The organism is Microcoleus sp. B3-D7 (assembly GCF_036705305.1).
Lineage (GTDB): Bacteria > Cyanobacteriota > Cyanobacteriia > Cyanobacteriales > Microcoleaceae > Microcoleus.
Map to the genome: position 1 here is coordinate 53,864 of NZ_JAUBUE010000019.1, position 19,680 is coordinate 73,543.

The 19,680-nt window shown below is 44.3% G+C and carries 15 protein-coding genes; 11 read left to right on the forward strand and 4 right to left on the reverse strand.

The genetic code is table 11. From position 1 onward, the window contains the following. Nucleotides 1-7: 7 nt before the first annotated feature. From QUB25_RS15020 to QUB25_RS15060, 9 genes are all read left to right on the forward strand, one after another. Nucleotides 8-1,432 (forward strand): response regulator, encoded by a 1,425-nt coding sequence (locus QUB25_RS15020; RefSeq protein ID WP_333183937.1) that lies wholly within the window; start codon nucleotides 8-10, stop codon nucleotides 1,430-1,432. 210 nt (nucleotides 1,433-1,642) lie between these two features. Then, nucleotides 1,643-2,035 carry a response regulator gene (locus tag QUB25_RS15025; RefSeq protein ID WP_333062564.1) on the forward strand — a complete coding sequence of 131 codons (393 nt, stop codon included), beginning with the start codon at nucleotides 1,643-1,645 and terminating at the stop codon, nucleotides 2,033-2,035. Next, the gene (locus QUB25_RS15030) at nucleotides 2,032-4,602 is read left to right on the forward strand and encodes a response regulator (RefSeq protein ID WP_333183938.1); all 2,571 of its coding nucleotides are present in this window, start codon (nucleotides 2,032-2,034) and stop codon (nucleotides 4,600-4,602) included. The genes QUB25_RS15025 and QUB25_RS15030 overlap by 4 nt, the downstream gene beginning before the upstream one ends. Next, entirely contained in the window at nucleotides 4,577-6,235 is a 1,659-nt protein-coding gene (locus QUB25_RS15035; RefSeq protein ID WP_333183939.1) for an adenylate/guanylate cyclase domain-containing protein, read from the forward strand. Before QUB25_RS15030 ends, QUB25_RS15035 begins: the two co-directional genes overlap by 26 nt. A 68-nt stretch (nucleotides 6,236-6,303) precedes the next feature. Further along, nucleotides 6,304-6,819, forward strand: coding sequence for a DUF1499 domain-containing protein (locus tag QUB25_RS15040; RefSeq protein ID WP_333183940.1), 516 nt, complete (start codon nucleotides 6,304-6,306; stop codon nucleotides 6,817-6,819). 390 nt (nucleotides 6,820-7,209) lie between these two features. After that, nucleotides 7,210-8,067 (forward strand): DUF2382 domain-containing protein, encoded by an 858-nt coding sequence (locus QUB25_RS15045; RefSeq protein WP_333037114.1) that lies wholly within the window; start codon nucleotides 7,210-7,212, stop codon nucleotides 8,065-8,067. Nucleotides 8,068-8,288: 221 nt separating this feature from the next. Further along, complete coding sequence (locus tag QUB25_RS15050; RefSeq protein ID WP_333183941.1) at nucleotides 8,289-9,182, forward strand: DUF2382 domain-containing protein; 894 nt, start codon at nucleotides 8,289-8,291, stop codon at nucleotides 9,180-9,182. A gap of 290 nt (nucleotides 9,183-9,472) precedes the next feature. Next, on the forward strand, nucleotides 9,473-9,958 hold the full coding sequence (locus tag QUB25_RS15055) for a glutathione peroxidase (protein WP_333077505.1): 486 nt from the start codon (nucleotides 9,473-9,475) through the stop codon (nucleotides 9,956-9,958). Nucleotides 9,959-10,449: 491 nt separating this feature from the next. Continuing rightward, nucleotides 10,450-10,911, forward strand: a complete 462-nt coding sequence (locus QUB25_RS15060) for a VOC family protein (RefSeq protein WP_333183942.1) — start codon at nucleotides 10,450-10,452, stop codon at nucleotides 10,909-10,911. A gap of 70 nt (nucleotides 10,912-10,981) precedes the next feature. On the opposite strand, the gene QUB25_RS15065 is transcribed toward QUB25_RS15060, so the two are convergent. The 4 genes from QUB25_RS15065 to QUB25_RS15080 form a co-directional block, all read right to left on the reverse strand. Continuing rightward, entirely contained in the window at nucleotides 10,982-13,567 is a 2,586-nt protein-coding gene (locus QUB25_RS15065) for a PAS domain S-box protein (protein ID WP_333183943.1), read from the reverse strand. Between the two features lie 131 nt (nucleotides 13,568-13,698). Beyond that, on the reverse strand, nucleotides 13,699-13,974 hold the full coding sequence (locus tag QUB25_RS15070) for a hypothetical protein (protein WP_333183944.1): 276 nt from the start codon (nucleotides 13,972-13,974) through the stop codon (nucleotides 13,699-13,701). A 535-nt stretch (nucleotides 13,975-14,509) separates the two neighbouring features. Further along, nucleotides 14,510-16,645 (reverse strand): ATP-binding protein, encoded by a 2,136-nt coding sequence (locus QUB25_RS15075; protein WP_333183945.1) that lies wholly within the window; start codon nucleotides 16,643-16,645, stop codon nucleotides 14,510-14,512. Between the two features lie 147 nt (nucleotides 16,646-16,792). Beyond that, nucleotides 16,793-17,137 carry a slr1659 superfamily regulator gene (locus tag QUB25_RS15080; protein ID WP_333183946.1) on the reverse strand — a complete coding sequence of 115 codons (345 nt, stop codon included), beginning with the start codon at nucleotides 17,135-17,137 and terminating at the stop codon, nucleotides 16,793-16,795. A gap of 445 nt (nucleotides 17,138-17,582) precedes the next feature. Here QUB25_RS15080 and cynS point away from each other — a divergent pair, with 445 nt between their 5' ends. Together cynS and clpX are read left to right on the forward strand one after the other, a co-directional pair. After that, nucleotides 17,583-18,026: a cyanase gene (cynS, locus tag QUB25_RS15085; protein ID WP_333037104.1), complete on the forward strand. Its 444-nt coding sequence runs from the start codon at nucleotides 17,583-17,585 to the stop codon at nucleotides 18,024-18,026. A 227-nt stretch (nucleotides 18,027-18,253) separates the two neighbouring features. Beyond that, nucleotides 18,254-19,636: an ATP-dependent protease ATP-binding subunit ClpX gene (gene clpX, locus QUB25_RS15090; RefSeq protein WP_333183947.1), complete on the forward strand. Its 1,383-nt coding sequence runs from the start codon at nucleotides 18,254-18,256 to the stop codon at nucleotides 19,634-19,636. The last annotated feature ends 44 nt before the right edge of the window (nucleotides 19,637-19,680 follow it).

Below are 19,680 nucleotides of genomic sequence, written 5' to 3' on the forward strand. Positions count from 1 at the left end.
ATACCCGATGACTTCAACTTTACCTATAACCAATCGAGCTAATATTTTAGTAGTGGACGATACGCCAGAAAACCTGAGGCTGCTGGCTGGAATTTTGAGCGAAAAAGGCTATCAAGTTCGCCCCGTACCCAATGGCAAGCTAGCATTGTCTGCAGCTCAAAAAATACCCCCAGATATAGTGCTGTTGGATATTAGGATGCCGGAAATGGACGGCTATCAAGTTTGTCAGCACCTCAAAGCTTCTGAAATTACAAAAGACATTCCGGTTATTTTTATTAGTGCGATTAATGACGTGCTGGATAAAGTTAAAGCTTTTGCAGTTGGCGGAGTTGACTTTATTACTAAACCGTTTCAGGTTGAAGAAGTTTTAGCCCGCATAGAAACTCATTTAAAAATTTGTTCGCTGCAACAAACTTTGCAAGAGAAAAATCAAGATTTAGCATCGGCGCTGCACCAACTGCAAGCCACCCAGGAGCATTTGATTCAATCGGAAAAAATGGCAGCTCTGGGACAACTTATTGCCGGCATTGCCCACGAAATCAATACCCCCCTTGGAATTATAGGTTCCTCTATTCATAATATAGCTAACTTTTCCGACGAGTTCTTAGAAAAATTTCCTGAAATTTATCAACAACTTTCTGCCGAGAGCAAAGCTTATTTTTTAGCTTTACTGTACAAAGCCACCCATCAAGAAGTTTTATTCACAAGCAGAGAAAAACGCAAATTTAAGCAGCAGTTGGCGGCGGATTTGATGGCAGAATCTGTTGAAAACGCCGAGGAAATTGCGGATACTTTAGTTGACATGGAAATCTACGAAAAAATAGAAGAGTTCTTGCCGCTTTTTAAATCCCCCGATTGGGAAGTAGTTTTAAATAGTGCTTACCAGTTTGCGAGCTTTAAAAAAAGTATTAGCCTGATCCAAAGAGCAACAGCGAAGTCTGGAAAAGTAGTATTTGCCTTAAAAACCTACGCTCATTTTGATAGCAAACTAGAAAAAGTCCAGGCGGACTTGCACGATGGCATTGAAACGGTATTAACCCTTTATCAAAATCAACTGAAACACGGTATAGAAGTAGTGAAAAACTATGGAGATTTACCCCAAATTATGTGCTATCCCGATGACTTAAATCAAGTTTGGACTAATCTCATTCATAATGCCCTGCAAGCAATGGATTATAAAGGTATTTTGACGATTGAAACTCGGCAGCAAGAGGCAACTATTTTCCTCAAGTTTACTGATAACGGCAAAGGTATTCCCTCTGAAGTTATTCCCAAAATTTTTCAGCCGTTTTTTACGACTAAATCTGCGGGCGAAGGTAGCGGTTTGGGATTGGATATTGTGAGAAAAATTGTGGAAAAACACGAAGGCACAATTGCAGTAGATTCTGTACCGGGGCAGACAACTTTTACAGTCTCGCTGCCTATTTATTAAATAAAACTTACCTGCCGGGGGCTGATTCCCGGTGACGCTCGTCGCTGTCTCGCTAACAAATACAAGATTTATTACAAGAAACCGGGTTGATCTTCGGAAGTCCTATTAAAATAAGATAGGGGACAGATATCCTGCATCCTTTCCCGAAATCCATAATGTAAAAGCAAGTCATGCCAGTAAACCCACTAAAATTTAAGCAGAGAAGAAAAGATGGATAAGCCTATAATTCTTTGTGTTGATGATGAACCGGATATCTTGAATACTCTCAAGATGCAGCTCAAAAAGGAATTTAAAAATGATTACTTTTATGAATTAGCTGAAAGTGGTGATGAAGCTTTAGATTTACTGGAGGAATTTCAAGAAAAAGCTCAGGTGATTGTGGTTGTTTCTGATTGGCTGATGCCGGGAATTAAAGGTGACGAACTTTTAATTAAAGTTCACCAAAAATATCCTAAAATCATTAAAGTGATGTTGACTGGACAAGCGGATGCAGGGGCAGTTCAGCGGGCATTAGAAGAAGCAGATTTATACTGTTGTTTGTACAAACCCTGGCAAAGCAAAGACTTAATAGAGATTATAAAATCTGGGCTGGCTAAGTTATGAAAAAACCTGTGATTGTTTGTATTGATGATGAACCTGACGTTTTGAATAGTTTAAAGATTGAACTGAAAAAGGCGATCGGCGATCGGTGTATAATTGAAACCGCTGAAGGGGGGGCTGATGCTTTAGAGTTGCTGGCCGATTTGCAGGCAGATGAATACGAGATTGCTTTGGTGCTTTCCGATTATATCATGCCGGATATTAAAGGGGATGAACTGCTCAGAAGAATTCACGAAAGCTCGCCGGAGACGCTGACTATTATGCTAACGGGGCAAGCAGATTTGGAAGCCCTGAGTAATGCTATCAAGTATGCTAAATTGTACCGTTATATTCCTAAACCTTGGCAAAATGAAGACTTAAAATTAACGGTAGTAGAAGCGGTTCACAGTTACTTGCAAGATCAAAAGTTAACAGATGAAATTCATAAGCGCCAAGAAGCAAACGAGGAGTTAAAGCTAGTAAATGAGGCGCTGTCTGCGAGTGAAAGCCGCCTGAGTCAATTTTTAGAAGCTTTGCCAGTGGGGGTATCTGTTTATCATCCAGATGGCTCGATCGCCTATTTCAACCAGGCAGCGCGGGATTTGCTGGGTGCAGACACTATCCCGGAAAGCACTGCGGAACAATTAGCTGCCACTTATCAACTTTATGTTGCCAATACTGATGAGCTGTACCCGCCGGATAATCTGCCAATTTTGCGGTCACTGAAAGGAGAATCTGTCAAGGTTGACGATGTAGAAATCCGTCAAGATGGCAAAAGAATTGCGATCGAGATCAATACCACGCCGATTTTTGACGCTAGCGGAAATATTGTTTATGCGATCGCAGCTTTTCAAGATATTAGCGATCGCAAACAAGCCGAAAAAATACTAGCAGAATACCACCACACCTTAGAAGCCAAAATTGACGAACGCACAGAACAACTGCAACAAGCCGCATTAGCTGCTGAAGCAGCAAACAGAGCTAAAAGCACCTTTCTGGCCAATATGAGCCACGAGTTACGCACCCCTCTCAATTCTATACTCGGCTTTGCACAAATTATGGAACCCAGCCCGGATCTTACTGTCGAAAACCGAGAAAATATGAGAATTATTCGGCGTAGTGGCGAACACTTGCTGACATTGATCAATGAAGTCTTAGACTTGTCAAAAATCGAAGCGGGGCGGATGACGCTCAACCCGAAAAACTTCGACCTCTACCGCTTGCTTGACGATTTGCAAGATATGTTTCAACTGCGGATAGAGAATCAAGAGTTGCAGTTGCGTTTCCAGCGCGATGCTGACGTTCCTCAGTACGTGCGAACCGATGATATTAAACTCCGGCAAGTGCTGATTAATCTTCTGAGTAATGCGATTAAGTTTACGGAAACAGGCGAAATCATCTTAAGAGTTATAAAATTAGAAAAATCTGCATCTTTGGATTTATTTGATAGTCCCACAGCTTGCTTTGATACCACAAGAAGTATTCGGGATTTTGCGAAAACTAGCAGTGATTTTGCAAAGGTTATATGGAGGGATGAGGCTGAGGATTCAACTGTGCCGACTTTTTTCCTTTTGTTTGAAATTGAAGATACAGGAGTTGGCATTGCTCCGGAAGAATTGGGCAATATTTTTAAGGCTTTTGTGCAAACCGATTCCGGTAAAAAAAATCATAAAGGTACGGGTTTAGGATTGAAGATCAGCCGTCAATTTGTCCGCCTGATGGGAGGAGAAATTATCGTAGAAAGTCAACTGGAACTCGGCACCACTTTTAAATTTGAAATTCCAGTCGGTGCAGTTTCTGCTGCCGATCTTCCAGATCCGCAACTTAACCGCCAAGTTAGTGGGTTGGAACCCAATCAACCGTGCTACCGGATTTTAATTGTGGACGATCGCGAAGACAACCGCCAACTTTTAGTCAAAATGCTTTCTCCTTTAGGTTTCGGGGTGGAACAAGCCACCAACGGCCAGGAAGCAATAGAAATGTGGGAAAATTGGCATCCGCATTTAATTTTGATGGATGTGCGAATGCCAGTGATGGACGGCTACGAAGCTACTAAACAAATTAAGGCTAGAATCAAGCAGAGAAAGCAAGAGCAGCAAGGAAATGGGAAAATGAATATTTCCCACGCCGACTGCCCGATTCCGAAGATTATTGCTTTGACAGCTAGTACAATTGAAGGAAAGCGATCGTTTGCTTTATTAGTCGGCTGCGACGATTTTATTAGCAAACCTTTCCGCAAAACAGATATATTTGATACCCTCAGCAAACATTTGGGGGTGAAGTATGTCTACTCTAACTCAACGGACTTTATCTCAACAGGCGATCGCAATAATTTATCGGGTTCGCTCCCTAATGCTGCGCTTGCTTATTTACCTACACTTCCCGCAGAATGGAGAGACAACATAAAGCAGGTAATCCGCAGTGCTGATTTTGACTTAATTGTCAGGACAATCGACGAAATAAGGGAGCCTCATCCTGAATTGGCGGAAATCCTCCAGGGTCATCTCGATAATTTTGATTACCAGAAAATTCTCAATTTAATTGCCGAGGCGGAGGAATCAGATAATGCAGATGAAGGCGGAACAAACTGAAAACTATCAAGCAGATATTTTAGTAGTTGACGATACGCCAGATAATCTGCGTTTGTTGATTAGAATTTTGCAAAAAAATGGCTATAAAGTTCGACCCGTTACTAATTGTTTTTCGGCGTTAGATGCAATTCAATCCAGCCCCCCCGATTTGATTTTACTCGATATTATGATGCCGGATATTGACGGCTACGAACTATGTAAAAAATTAAAATCACAATCGCAATTTAGGGAAATTCCCATCATTTTTCTCAGCGCGCTAGAAGAAGGAATAAATAAAGCAAAAGCTTTTGAAGTGGGCGGAGCAGATTATATCACCAAACCTTTTCAGGTGAAAGAAGTATTGGCGCGAGTGAGCAATCAACTTACTGTGCGTTCATTGCAAATGCAACTGCAAGAAAAAAATCAAAAGTTGACCGCTCAAAATATCCAGTTGCACCAGGAAATCGCTGAACGCCACCAGGTGGAAATGGAAACAAGATTGCTGCTGCAGGCTACTCAAGCTATTAGCAAATCGGAGGATTTTGAGTCGGCTATAGATGTGATTTTAGGTTTAATTTGCGAAACTATTGAATGGAATCTGGGCGAAGCTTGGATTCCTGGCAGTGAGGGATTTTTAAAATGCGCTACAGGCAGGTACGTCAGCGACTTGAAGTTTGCCCAATTCCGACAAACAAGTTGGCAGTTGATTTTTGCTCCCGGTGTGGGGCTCCCAGGCAGGATTTGGCAGTCGCAGCAGTCTGAATGGATCGATGATGTTTCTACTGCACCGGAACAAGTTTTTTTACGAGCGGAAATTGCGGTGAGTGTGGGATTGAAAGCGGCTTTTGGGGTGCCCATTGTGGCGGACAACCAAGTGTTAGCTATTTTGATTTTCTATCGCGAAAAAGTTCTGAAATGTCAGCCGCGCTTGTTGGAATTAGTCAGCGCGGTTGCTACGCAGCTAGGTTCGTTGATTCAGCGGAAACAAGCTGAAGCAGCCCTGAAAGTGCAGCAAGGACAAACCGAGAAATTGCTGCTGAATATTTTACCTAAACCTATTGCAGATCGCTTGCAAAAAGAGCAAAAGTTGATAGCGGATCATTTTGATGATGTGAGCGTCTTGTTTGCTGATTTGGTGGGTTTTACAGAGTTTTCGGCTCACAAAAGTCCGACGCAGTTGGTAGAAATTTTGAACGGGATTTTCTCGGAGTTCGATAGGTTGTCTGAATTGCACGGTTTGGAAAAGATTAAGACGATTGGGGATGCTTACATGGTGGTTGGGGGTTTGCCGACGCCGCGGGAGGATCATTCTGAGGCGATCGCACTTTTAGCTTTGGAGATGCAGGCAGCTTTGAGGAGGTTTAATGCCAAAATGGGAGAAAATTTTCAATTGAGGCTTGGAATTGACAGCGGTTCGGTGGTGGCTGGAATTATTGGGATTAGTAAATTTAGCTACGATTTGTGGGGGGATACTGTTAATGTTGCTTCACGCATGGAATCTAACGGATTGCCTGGTAAAATTCAAGTGACAGCGGCGACTTACGAGCGTTTGAAAAAGCAGTTTGTTTTGGAAGAACGGGGTCATATCCCGATTAAAGGTAAAGGAAGAATGCTGACTTATTGGTTAATTGAAGAACAAAAGAAATCTTTTTAATTTTTTGATGTTAATTTCAATTAATATGAAAAGGAGACCGCAGTTATACTTTCAGGAGGGCTAATCCTTTGCAAACAGTTGAAACAAAATCGCCGACAGCATGGAAAAAAGTCGTGGTTATTTTAATATCACTGCTAGCAGTAGCGGTACTGTCGATCGCTACTTTTATCGCTATACCCGGAGAAAAAACAATGTTTGCTGGAACAAGACCTGCCAATATCGGGATTCAGTCAGGAAAACTCGCAGCGTGTCCGAGTTCTCCCAACTGCGTCAGCAGCTTCAGTCAAGATGCCGAACACAAAATAGAGCCTTTGGCATACACTTCGTCCGCTGCGGAAGCTATGGTAAAGCTCAAAGGAGTGATCGAGTCCTATGGAAAAACTAAAATTATCACGGTAACTGATAATTACCTGTATGCGGAGTTCACCAGTGCTTTGATGGGGTTTGTTGATGACGTTGAATTTTTGGTAGATGATGAAGCAAAAGTCATCCATGTGCGATCGGCTTCGCGTCTGGGACAGTCGGATTTGGGAGTTAACCGCAGTCGGATAGAAGCTATCAGAACTCAATTCAATCAACTCTGAACTTAAAATTTCTAACTTTCCCGAAGCCCCTCTCCTGCAAGATGAGGGGCTTTAATTTTTGTCTATTACTATGTAATGCTGATTTGTCACCACCTAGTTAACAATTATTAACAATAGGCACACCACAAAGGAGTCTCCTGCAGAGGGAGGAGGACACAGCAATGCCGTGTTCCTACGGTTGGCTTTGAGTTTTAATACTTGTTATAAGATTGACGATTGTAGAGTTTTACAATCTTTAAAATAGCTGAGCGCGCTAGCACAGAAGCAGAGATGCCGTAGTATTCCTATAGTATTAAACAACCTAAATTATACACTTCTGACTTTAGGGAGAGGGAAGTTGGCGAATTAATTTCTACTATTAATTTAAGTAGAGCAAAGAGGAAAAAACACATGGCACTTCAAAGATTAGCAGAATTTTACCCTAACTATCAGGAAGAAATCTTTGCTGGAGACGACATCAAGGGATTTGATGTTTATGCTGGCGACTCTGATGAAAAAGTAGGCACAGTTTATGATGCTTTGGTTGATGACACTGGTCGTTTCCGCTATCTGGTAATTGATACCGGTATTTGGATTTTTGGCAAAAAAGTATTGTTGCCAATCGGCTCGGCCCGCTTCGACTACGGAGCCCGTCGCGTCCACGCCACAGGCCTTCGCAACAAAGCTCAAGCAGAACAATTGCCTGCTTACAATGATTTAGAAGCAGTAGATTACGATCGCGAAGAACAGGTAAGAGGCGTCTACCGCAATCAAGGAACTGCCGCTGCCACTGCAACTCCTGCTAGCTACGATCGTAGCAGCTACAACTACGATATCGACCGCCCTCTCTACGAAACCAACGAACAGCAGCACCAAAATCTCAAGCTTTATGAAGAACGCTTGATTGCCAACAAACACCGCGCAAAAACAGGCGAAGTAGCAGTGGGCAAGCGCGTGGAAACTGAAACAGCGCGAGCTTCAGTACCCATTGAAAAAGAACGAGTTGTAATCGATCGAGTAACCCCGGTAGAAGCGGGTCGAGTAGTTTCAGTCGGTGAGGCTGACTTCCAATCAGGGGAAGTTGCACGCATGGAAGTCTACGAAGAAACGGCTGACATTCACAAGGAAGCTTTTGTCCGGGAAGAAGTCAACGTCAGAAAAGAAGTTGTTCGCAGCACGGTTGAGGGCGAAGAAACCTTGCGTCGTGAAGAATTAGACGTTAAGACTGATGGAACTGCGGTTGTAGATAATAAAAATAACAAGATCTAAACCAACCGCAACAGCTATTGCATAGGAATTGCGCCTTAAGGACATAATTCTGTCACCGCGCAGGTTTGATTGGATTGGTAGTTATCGCGCAATTCCTATGTGAGGGGCGGGGGGGGTACAAAACTTGTCTAGTTTTGGCAACGTTTATGCACTTTCCCCGCCTTTACCAATTTCCCCTTACCAATTCATAAGAAAAATCCCTAAGCAGGAAAGTTTAAAAAATGAACGGTCAAGCATCAGCAGAAAAGATAGCAACTGCCAAATCAATAACCCGTCTCAACCGGGTACCTGAAAAAGTCAGAACTAAACTAAAAAGTTTTACCGTCAAAGACAACCAAGGTCACTTGGTAGGCAAAGTTAAAGATGTATATTTTGATGCTAACGGTCAGTTAAACTTTGTGGTGGCTGGGCTAGGCAGCGAAAACGCCCGCATTTTTTTATTAAGTGTTAAGCTGCTCAAAAAAGTCGATTATCACCAAAAAGCCCTGTTTGTAACTATTAATTCGGATCAAGTCGCTCTGCTGCCAGTAGTTTCGGCAAATGGCGGGCATCCGTATTTAGAAAATGCCTCGGAAGCGCATAGTGAATTTAGCAACAGTGAGTTAACAAATCCCTCAACAGTTATGTCAAATCTAACAGATGCCGATCGCACAGATGCAAATTGGGAGACAGATCAGGATGAGGAAAACTTGGATATTGTCGATCAAGAAGTAATTCGCCTGCTAGAAGAACGATTGGTGATCAATCGCAGCAAGCGCAAAGTCGGCGAAGTCATAGTGCGAAAAGAAATTGAAACTCGGATGGTACAAGTACCCATCCAGTGGGAAAAGCTGATTGTCGAACAAGTCGGCGACGATCCGAAGGTGTTGGCAGAAATAGATTTAGGCGAGGGAAACATCACCGGTATAGATTTGACCGAGATTAAGAGCGATCGCCATGAACCGACAGTTAAGGCTGAATTTACCTCTGTGCAGAAAGCTAGCAAAATCTTAAATTCGATCGCCTCTCAACCCCGTCACGGTTGCGTCAAAGTCCGCCTCGAACTCGTTCTCGAAGACAAGCAACTTGAGGATACTTACCAAAAATGGATGACGGAACACCACTCAGAAAGTTAAAATATTCGTCCTTTTCCGTGTAGATTTTAGCTATTAGCGAGAAACTTAAATCTAAGAGCGGACTGTGGCGAGCCCTGATCGGGAGAAAGTTCACCGCCATCTACTAACATCATGTTCGGTAAATTAACCCTCATTTTTGTAGGGGCGGATTCACCCATATCTATAATATAAGCGCGAGATGCCTCAACCCGCCCCGATCGGGATATTGAAATTATTAGCGATCGACCTCTCGACAAAATTGTAACGACTTGCGGTAAAATTGTGGTGGTCAAATTTAAAAGTATTTGAAAATGCCCAGCACAATCTCCGACATTAAAGTAAAAACGATCGCAGGCGAAGACAAGCAGCTAGGAGAGTACGCTGGCAAGGTACTCTTGATAGTTAATGTAGCTTCCAAATGTGGCTATACACCTCAATACAAAGGACTCGAAGAATTGAGCCAGAAGTACAGCGCGGCTGGACTCCGTGTTTTAGGATTTCCCTGCAACGACTTCGGAGGTCAAGAACCCGGAAGTAATCCAGAAATCGTCAATTTCTGTACTACTAAATACGGCGTCAGCTTTGAATTATTTGACAAAGTACGCGCTAAAGGTACTCAGCAGCACCCGCTATACGCTAAGCTTACGAATGCAGTCGATCCCAAGGGTGAGGTTTCGTGGAATTTTGAGAAATTCTTAGTTAGCAAACAGGGTGAAGTGGTGGCCAGATTCCGCAGCAGTGTTGGCCCCGATTCGCCAGAACTAATCGCTGCTATTGAGCGAGAATTGGCACAATAAGAAGTTCGGCAACTAAGCTGTGTACAGGATTTAACTGATTTAAGGGATGGATGTTTAGGGAAGACGGAAGAAATTAATAGGCTTTTTTCTAATAAGTTGAGAGCTAATTTTTCTCTTCCGATCTTCCCCATAGTGTGCAAGCACTCAACCATGAACAAATACCGATGATTGTATTTAATTGGAGAACAGTTTAATTTAATGGAAAATACATCGGGATTAGATTTAGTTGTAGGTGTACTTGCCTTCGCAATTCTGGCAGGTGGTCTGGCCATGCTATTTGTAGGCATGGCATCGTTTCCTAAAGAAAAATAATACTAATCGGTATGATGTGCGATCGCACAACTCGAATAAAAGTTTTGGTAGTGAGGACTGAAGTCTTCCTAGAAATTGGAGGGCTGCACTGCTCACTACCAACTTAAAATGCTTATTTTACAGGGCACCATCTGAATAAATCAAACAGCATTCAATTTGAACATTCGCAATTGACAATCATGCAAACTACCGAAAACAACGTCAAAATTGTCCTCGCGCCGGGGAATTTGCGCCAGGTTCACCATATCGCTTTAAACGTGCGCGACATGAAAGCTTCCCGCCACTTCTACGGTACAATTCTTGGCCTGCACGAACTAACAGGTGCAGAAATTCCCGCCACTTTAACAGAAATGGTAGCCGCTGGTAAAGTCGCTAATTTCGTCACCCCAGACGGCACTGTTATTGACTTATTTTGGCAGCCAGACTTGGAACCGCCAAACCCAGACCCGGAAAAAGCTTTTACCCGCGCCAACCACTTAGCCTTCGATATCGATCCAGATTTGTTCGATCGCGCTCTGGAAGTGCTACAGTCAAATCAAATTGCGATCGATAGCGGCCCCGTCACTCGCGCTACAGGACGCGGCATTTACTTTTACGATCCTGATGGATTTATCATCGAAATCCGTTGTGATCCTGTTTAAACACTCGCTATCTGGTTCTTGGTAGTCCGGGTGTACCCTACATTTACTCTTTGGATCGCCGTGAGTAGTGTTATTTTCCGTCTTGGCTAATAGGTTGCTTCGGCCAAGTAAACCGAAAAGTTGCTCCCTCACCTTCAGCAGATTCGAGGGAAATACTGCCCCCTTGACCTTCGACAATTTTTTTCACCAGCGACAAACCAATCCCAGTATTTTCAACTTTATCGCGAGCTTCCAAGGTCTGAAAAATTACAAAAACTTTATCGTGATATTGAGGAGCAATCCCCGGCCCGTCATCCTCTACAGAAAACTCGTAAAAATCATCTAACTCTTTAACCCATATTTTTACATGACCCGCTTCAGCTCGGTTGTGCTTAATTGCGTTGCTAATTAAATTAGAAAAAACCTGCTGTAGCAGCAATTTTTCGGTCACAAAAGTTGGCATTCCCGGTTCAACTTTCACCTCAAATCCAGACGGCGGCGCCAACGAATCAATAATTTCTGCTAATAACTTCTCAACTTTTACCATTTCTGAAGGCACTTGAATCCGTCCGACGCGCGAATATTGCAGCAGTCCCTCAATCAAACCTTCCATCCTGTGAACTCTGCCGCGCAGCAGGTTCATTTGGTGCAGAGTCTCCTCTGTCATCGACTCGCTGAGGTCTTCTTCTATCCAACTGCTGAGATTGGCGATCGCCCTGAGTGGCGCTTTCAAATCGTGAGAAACTACATAAGCAAACTGGTCTAATTCTTGATTCCGCTTTCTTAAACTATTCGTCGTTTGAGCTAGATTTTGGGCTGTCAACCTCAATTCTTGAGCGCGCAACCGCAGCGATTCCTCAGCTTGTTTGCGTTCCCTAATATCTTCAATCACACTCATCAGAAATGGAGTGCCATTTTGTTCTCGCAGCAGCGAAACCGTTAAGTTTGCCCACACCAACTCTCCGTCTTTGCGGATGTAGCGCTTTTCCACAGAGAAATTTTCAATTTCTGCTGCTAACAATTGGCGCAAAAGTTCCAGTTCGCTTGCCAAATCTCCAGGCCAAGTAATATCCTGAAATCTTTTCTCCACCAATTCTTGCCGGCTGTAGCCCAAAATTTCGCAAAGTTTTTGATTGACTAAGAGAAATTTGCCTTCCACAGTCGCTTGAACCATGCCTACTGCCGCCTGCTCAAAAGTAGCGCGAAACCGCTGCGCGCTTTCGGCTAAAGCAATTTCTGAGCGTTTGCGATCGCTAATATCGTTGCTGATTTCCAAAATAGCCACTGGTTGATCTTGATCGTCATACTGCAAAGTCCATCGGCTTGCCACCGTTATTTTTGTCCCGTCTTTCTTAGTTCGCACCAGTTCTCCTTGCCAAGAACCCTTCTCGAAAAATACTTTTTGAATTATCTCAAAAGGTTGGGCCCATTCTGTTTGTAAAAGCTTGTGAATATTTTTTCCTATTGCTTGCGACTTCCGCCACCCGTAGAGCCACTTCGCCCCTAAATTCCAATAAGAAATTACCCCATTCAAGTCTAAAACCGCGATCGTATCATTTGCCAAATCCAGCATTTGCGCTTGCTTTCGCAGAGTTTCTTCGGCTTGTTTTCGTCCTCGGGCATCGCGGCAAATCGCAATAAACAAGTGTTGATTTGCCAGACGCATTTCGCTGACAGCCAACTCCATCGGGAACTTCGTTCCGTCGTGTCGAATTCCAACTGTTTCTTGCTGGTAAGTCTTCAGCCTAGTATCTGGATGTAACACAAAATATTCGATCGAATAATCCCCCACACTGCTGTGCGGCAGCGGTTGAGCTATCAGCCGCCGCAGGTTAGAGCCCATTATTCGATCGGCTTTCTCCCCAAAAATCTTTTCTGCTGCCCTATTAAAAGACTCAATATTTCCCTGTGCGTCCAAAGTAATAATACCGTCAGCCGCATTGTCTACCACAGCTTGAATGCGACTTTTACTTTCTTCCAAGCCAGCTTCCCGCTTGCTCAATTCCTTCTCTAAACTATCAAATAAATACCAGGAAGCCCCTGCACCCAAACAGCCGGAAAGTAAACCCGCAACTTGCACAAAATTAATGAAATCTACCAACTCCCCTAATTGCCGATCTAGACTTTTCTGGTAGGCTTCGCCGGCATTAGCAAACACATTAATTTTTGCGCGCAGGTTCTCCCTCCTCAATTTGCCTTGAGTGAACACCTCAATTATTTCCGGCGACTGCATCCTTATTGCCGAACTGTCCAGCTTATTCAAAGTATTTTGCAAGAAATTTATATGCTGTTCGGTACTTTTTTTAATTTCTTCAAATCGCTGAGCTTGCAGTTTGTTTTCTTGAACCAAAACCTTGAGTTTAGCCAGCAGCGGAGGCAAACTCTTCTTTGCTTCTAAGTAGGGTGATAGAAATTCGCGGCGCTTTGTCAACCCATAACCCCTAACGCTCGTTTCCGCATCCACCACCAGGGTTATCATGCGGTTAGTTTCCTGAAGTATTTCCCTATTAGTATCTGCTCGCTTTCTTATCTGTAGGGCACTATCCCGGAGGGCTGCAATTGCTAGCAGCGAAGCAAACAGAAAAATCATGGGAATAGCAATGATGACTGTTCCCCGCTGGCGAATTGGTCGGTCTGTCCATACAAAGTGGAGGCAGCGATCGAGCAAATACTTCACGGATATTGAAGGAGAAAGTTTGCTGCCAGTATATCGCTTTTTGACAGTTTAAGCTATGGATAAGTTTGTTTTGTTTGGTTTGACGAGCGCCGGGGACTAACCGTGGAAACTAGATTAGACCCCTGCGATAGCTACCTGCTGACACTAACAGCAGATTTTTTGGCACGGTGCTTAAACTGAGGTACGGAGAAAGAAAGGACTTTTTTCGACACCGAGACAGCAGGCGAAGCAGAAAGGATCGTTTCTGCTTTACCTTCGTTTTCGCCTTCGGCTTCTGCTTTTAAACTAGAGTCTGTTTCGCAAGTGTTTGGAACACTTGTAACTACAGTAGTCCACCTGCCTGTAGCCGGATCGCGATAACAAGTAAAAGGATTTATTTTTAGCGGTTGACTGCAAGGTTTAATCATGTAGATGCACTCCTTTGATTCTGAGAAATTGTGCATTGCTTTCAGTAGCAGTGCTATCTCGCCAGTAGAAGCAGTATGAAGGCAAAAAGCAGAATTGTGTTTCTGCGTCCAGAGACTTTAGAAACTTCCTGATTTTCTGTTAAATTTTGCCTTCTACTGCTTCGCGACCATAGCATTACTTTTACCAAATTGCCTTTCTGGAAGCAACCCCCCACCGCCTTAATTAGGTTGAGGTGGGACTTGTGAATGCAGCGAGGCCCCCTATCGTGCCTGCAGGACAATCTTGGAATAATATAGGTATTCTAGGCTGAAAAAAAAGGCTACTGTGTGATCGAAAACAGAGGTCGATCGCGATCGGTGTCACAATAAAAAAGGGAATGGGTAATTGGTAATGGGTAATTGGTAATGGGAGAATGAGTAATGGGGGAATTATTCCATCTTTTGCCATCCGTTAAATCCCCTACACAATTCCTGGCAAAACCCCCACCCATTAAATCCGTTACATCCCCTACATTGCTAGTTGCCCAATTTGCTTCTAACTAATATCAACTTTTGTCTTTAAATGAACAGTAAAAGTAGAGCCAACATCCAATTCACTCTCCACAGTGATATCGCCGCCCATCATCTGGCAAAACAAGCGGCTAATGGCCAATCCTAAACCGGTGCCACCGTACTTGCGAGTAGTTGAAGCGTCCCCTTGAATAAAAGGTTGAAATAAACCCTGCTGCTGTTCTGCCGACATTCCAATCCCCGTATCAGATACCTGCAAATAAACCCAATCGCTGTCGCCGGCTGGTTCGCGAGTCGCGCTCAACAGCACCGTTCCACCTTCGGTAAACTTCAGGGCATTCGAGAGCAAATTGAACAGAATTTGCCGGACTTTAGTCAAATCTGCATACATCACTCCCAAATTTTCAGAGCAAGAAACTTGCAATTGATTGTGATTTTTTTCGACCAAAGGGTGCAAAGTTGCAACGACTTCTTCTATTAAATTACTGAGGTCAAATTTTTCTAAATAAAGCTCCATCCGACCAGCTTCTATCTTAGAAAGGTCGAGAATATCGTTAATTAAAGTCAGCAAGTGTTTGCCGGCGTTATAAATTTTTTGGGTATCGGGAATGATCTCTTCGAGTCCCGATTCTCGTGCTTCTTCTTGTAGCATTTCGCTGTAACCGATAATCGCGTTGAGCGGCGTCCGCAGCTCGTGGCTCATATTGGCTAAAAAAGTGCTTTTAGCTCTCGAAGCTGCTTCAGCTTTGTGTAAGGCTTCTTGCAAGGCTATTTCGGCTCTTTTGCGCTCGGCAATTTCGATGCGGAGCAGTTTATTGGCGGCGGTGAGTTGAGCGGTGCGCTGATCGACGGTCATTTCTAGCTGGGCTTTGGCTTTGGAGAGTGCTTCCTGAGCCCGCTGGCGCTCAAATCCTTCGATCGCCAGCGCTACCAAATTTGCCAAAGAATCAGCGAAGGTGCGTTCCTCCAGAGCCCACTGGCGGGGCGCGCCGATATGTTCGAGAGAGAGGATGCCCACGATCTGCCCACCCAGCCTAATTGCTACATTTAATATGGAGGAATTCGGCTTGCTGGCATTTGGCAGTACACCGGAATGTTCGGCTATGGAAGATGAGTGGGACAAATTTGTTTGTAGAGAGTTTTGAGTCTTTGTCGTAGGTTCTAAACCATTGTCCGATCGCACATTTTCGCCCGGTGCGTCGCCTTCAACATCTAAAATTGATAAATTTAAATCGCTTGCCGATATGCACTCCCGGCTCAAATGATTCTCCTGGGTACGATCGTACACGTCAAGACAAACTAATTTGAGGTTGGGCATTTTAAACTTAGAATGATTCACCCCCTCGTGTTGCTCTGGGGCAGCGGCCTCTGTATCGAGTGGCTCTGTTTGGTTCTGGGCGAGAACTCTCTCGGTAAAATTTAGCTGATCGCTGGGGTACCGAGTTCCAAATCTTCCATGGTTGTAAAGCCAGACGCTGACTTTTTCCACATCCAAAGTCCGGGCAGCAGCCTCGGTAATTTCGCGAATTCCCACATTCAGCGCACCGCTGTTGAGAGTCCTCTGCCTACCTAGCTGCAACAAAGCCAAACTCTGGCGGCGGAGACGCTTTTCGCTCTCTTGGAGGCTTTGTTCTGCTTCCTTGCGCTGGGTGAGGTCGTACAAGGCGCACAATGCCGTCTGCTGCCCGTTAAACACCAGCGACTGAACCGAGATCATCGCCCAGAAAGCGGTGCCGTCTGATTTTTTGCAGTGGATTTCGTAGTTTTGGAGGTATCCCTCTTTAGCAAGTGCCTCAAGTACCTTTGGGCGATCGGCGGGGTTGAAGTAAAAGTCTGGAGTGCTGCAGCCGATCAATTTTTCTAGGGGTATGTTCAGGAGAGAAGCCAATTGAGCGTTCGCATACATAATTAAGCCGTCACAGAGGCGAGAAACTAATATCGGCACGGGAGTTGCCGAGGCGATCGCCCGAAACTGCTCTTCGCTTGAACGCAGCGCCAACTGAGCTTTGCTCAGCAAGTGAGCTTCCATCGTATCTGAATGTTCGGTGGTAGTCTCCAGCAAAAGTTCTAGGTCAACCTTTTCGCGCTTCAAGTTTTCAAGTTCCGCACTCAGCCGCTGAACGTCGAAAAGTAGCTGTTCTGTCGAGGGTTCTTCCTGCATAGCAATTGAAAATTGGTAATTTTTAGTCGGTTCTGAAGTTTTTTATGGTTTTGTGCTAGTTTAACTATGACTTATTCCGATTAACTTCAGCCACCCTCATCCTGGTTCTCGCACTTAGCCGGGGATTCCTGTTTACCTTTTTCGTTATTATTCTAATTCTAAGTGCAAGGAAGGCATCAGCCGCTGCAAGTTTTTCAGGGATTTTATCTGCCAGGGGATCTGTTTAGAACCTTTGATGGCGATTTGAATATTTTTTTGCTGGCGCACTTTGATCACAAATTTTGAGAAAATATTAATTCCAGAACTATTTAAAAATTCTAGCTTTCGCAAGTCTAGAGTCACCGTGTTTGGGCAGGAGTCAGCCACTTCGTTGAGCAGATCGACGATGGGTGCGTATTCTTCCACCTGGCTGAGTCGGAACGAGCCACTACAGGTGACTGTTTGCGTAGGGCGATCGTACTGTATCGTGTAATCTTTGGTCTGAATCTCCATACTTTTGTCAATTGCCTGTTTTGAGTGGTAAAGGCGCTTTGGCTGCGTGAGCGAGGATTGAGCTTCAGGCTAGCACGATCAAAATTCAGCCGTTTGCCGAATGCCGAAGGCCTTTGCGTGTGTAACTTTTATTACATATACTGCCAACTGTACCATTGCCACAGGGCAGTTATGACTTATTTTAGGATTTATCGGTTGTGATACCAGTTGGAATAAAGAATGCAACTGTTGACTAGCTCTCAACCCTGGTAGTCATCAGTCATTGCCAATCTAACATCTCAAATCTCCAATCTCAAATTGTATGAGTTGCAGGGGTTAAGGAGACCAACTTTTGCTGAAGTTGCGAGCTATCAATTCGATTTTTTTCTCAACTTAGTATTGACAAAATTACCAAAATGTGAGACATATTTCACATCTGACACAGAAGTGAAGGGGAGAATATTTAATGGCAATTTCAGGAATTACAGAAAAGCTTTTGGCGGCTAAAAAAGCTAAGGGAATTAGTTTTGCAGATTTGGAAAAAGTTTTAGGGCGCGACGAAGTTTGGATTGCCGCGCTTATTTACCGTCAAGCTACCGCATCACAAGATGAAGCCGAGAAAATTGTCTCGGCTTTAGGATTAGATAGCGAGACGGCTGCGGTTCTCTGTGAACCTCCGTTAAAAGGTTCTTTGGAACCCTCGGTTCCGGTTGACCCCCTGATTTATCGTTTCTATGAAATTATGCAAGTTTACGGGATGCCACTCAAAGCAGTGATTCACGAAAAATTTGGTGACGGGATTATGAGCGCGATCGACTTTAGTTTGGATGTCGAGAAAGAAGCAGACCCAAAAGGCGATCGAGTGAAAATAATTATGTCGGGAAAATTTTTGGAATACAAAAAATGGTAAGCCCGCGCCACTTTATTTTCAAGTGAAAATGAAAAATTCAAATTTGCTCGAATGACTCGTGACTAATGACTAAAGCCTCAAAAGTGTTAACTTAGAAATAGAGATCGCGAAGCTTGACTGGCTTGGGTGTCCGATCGGGAAACCCTTCTAGGGCAAAGCTAAGGTCGCTCCCGCGGCAACTTCCCCAGTCGAAACAAGCAACCGCAACCGTAAATTAAGAGGCAAATATGTCAAAATATGACTCCCATCTCAGATGCTCCTTTTGCGGCAAGTCGCAAGAGTACGTCCGCAAGTTAATAGCTGGGCCCGGCGTCTACATTTGCGATGAATGCGTGGAACTGTGCAATGAAATTTTAGAGGAGGAGTTCTTTGACTCCAGTAAAACAATTGGTCAACAGATTCCCCAATCAGAGGTGCGAGAGTCTCAGGGACAAGGAACGCGGCGCCCGGGTCGATCGAATAAATCGAAAATCGTTTTAGCTCAAATTCCGAAACCAACAGAGATTAAGCAGCATTTAGACAACCACGTCATCGGCCAACATTCAGCAAAAAAAGTCCTTTCTGTAGCAGTTTATAACCACTACAAGCGCTTGAGCGTTGACCAAGCTAAAGATAGCGACAAGTCTTCCCCTGACAGCGATGTAGAATTGCAAAAATCCAACATCCTGCTAGTGGGCCCCACAGGTTGTGGCAAAACCTTGTTAGCCCAAAGTTTGGCGCAAATGCTCGAAGTGCCGTTTGCGGTAGCGGATGCGACGACGCTGACAGAAGCTGGATATGTCGGCGACGATGTAGAAAATATATTGCTGCGGCTGTTGCAAATGTCCGATTTTGATGTCGAATCGGCGCAGCGGGGCATTATTTATATTGATGAAATTGACAAGATTGCTCGCAAAAGCGAAAATACTTCGATCACGAGGGATGTATCGGGAGAAGGAGTTCAGCAAGCGCTGCTAAAAATGTTGGAAGGAACCGTGGTTAACGTGCCTCCGCAAGGCGGTCGCAAACATCCTTACCAAGATTTTATTCAAGTTGACACTAGCAAAATTCTATTTATTTGTGGCGGTGCTTTTGTCGGTTTGGAAAAAATAGTTGAACAGCGTTTGGGTAAAAAATCCTTGGGCTTTATTCAGCCAACAGAAAGCGACAGCAACTCGACTTTGCCGGCGAAAGACAAGCGGGCGGCTGATATTTTGCAGCAGGTACAGCCGGACGATTTAGTCAAGTTTGGTTTGATTCCTGAGTTTGTCGGGCGGATTCCGGTGGTGACGGTGATTTCGCCACTGGATGAAGCAGCTTTGATGCAGATATTGACTGAGCCCCGGAATGCGCTGGTGAAGCAGTATCAAAAGCTATTGAAGATGGACAGCGTGGAGTTGGAATTCCAGCCGGAAGCGCTGCGGGCGATCGCCCAGGAAGCCTATCGTCGCAAAACTGGCGCGAGAGCTCTCCGAAGCATTTTAGAGGAGTTAATGCTCGATGTGATGTACGAGTTGCCTTCTCGCAAGGATGTGGCTAACTGTATGATTACTCCTGAAATGGTCGAGAAGCGATCGACTGCCGAATTGCTGTGGCACCCCGCATGGCGCAAACAGCACGAAACAGCTTAATTGGTCATCTGTAGGGTGCTTGTGGCGCACCCTACAAGCTTGGC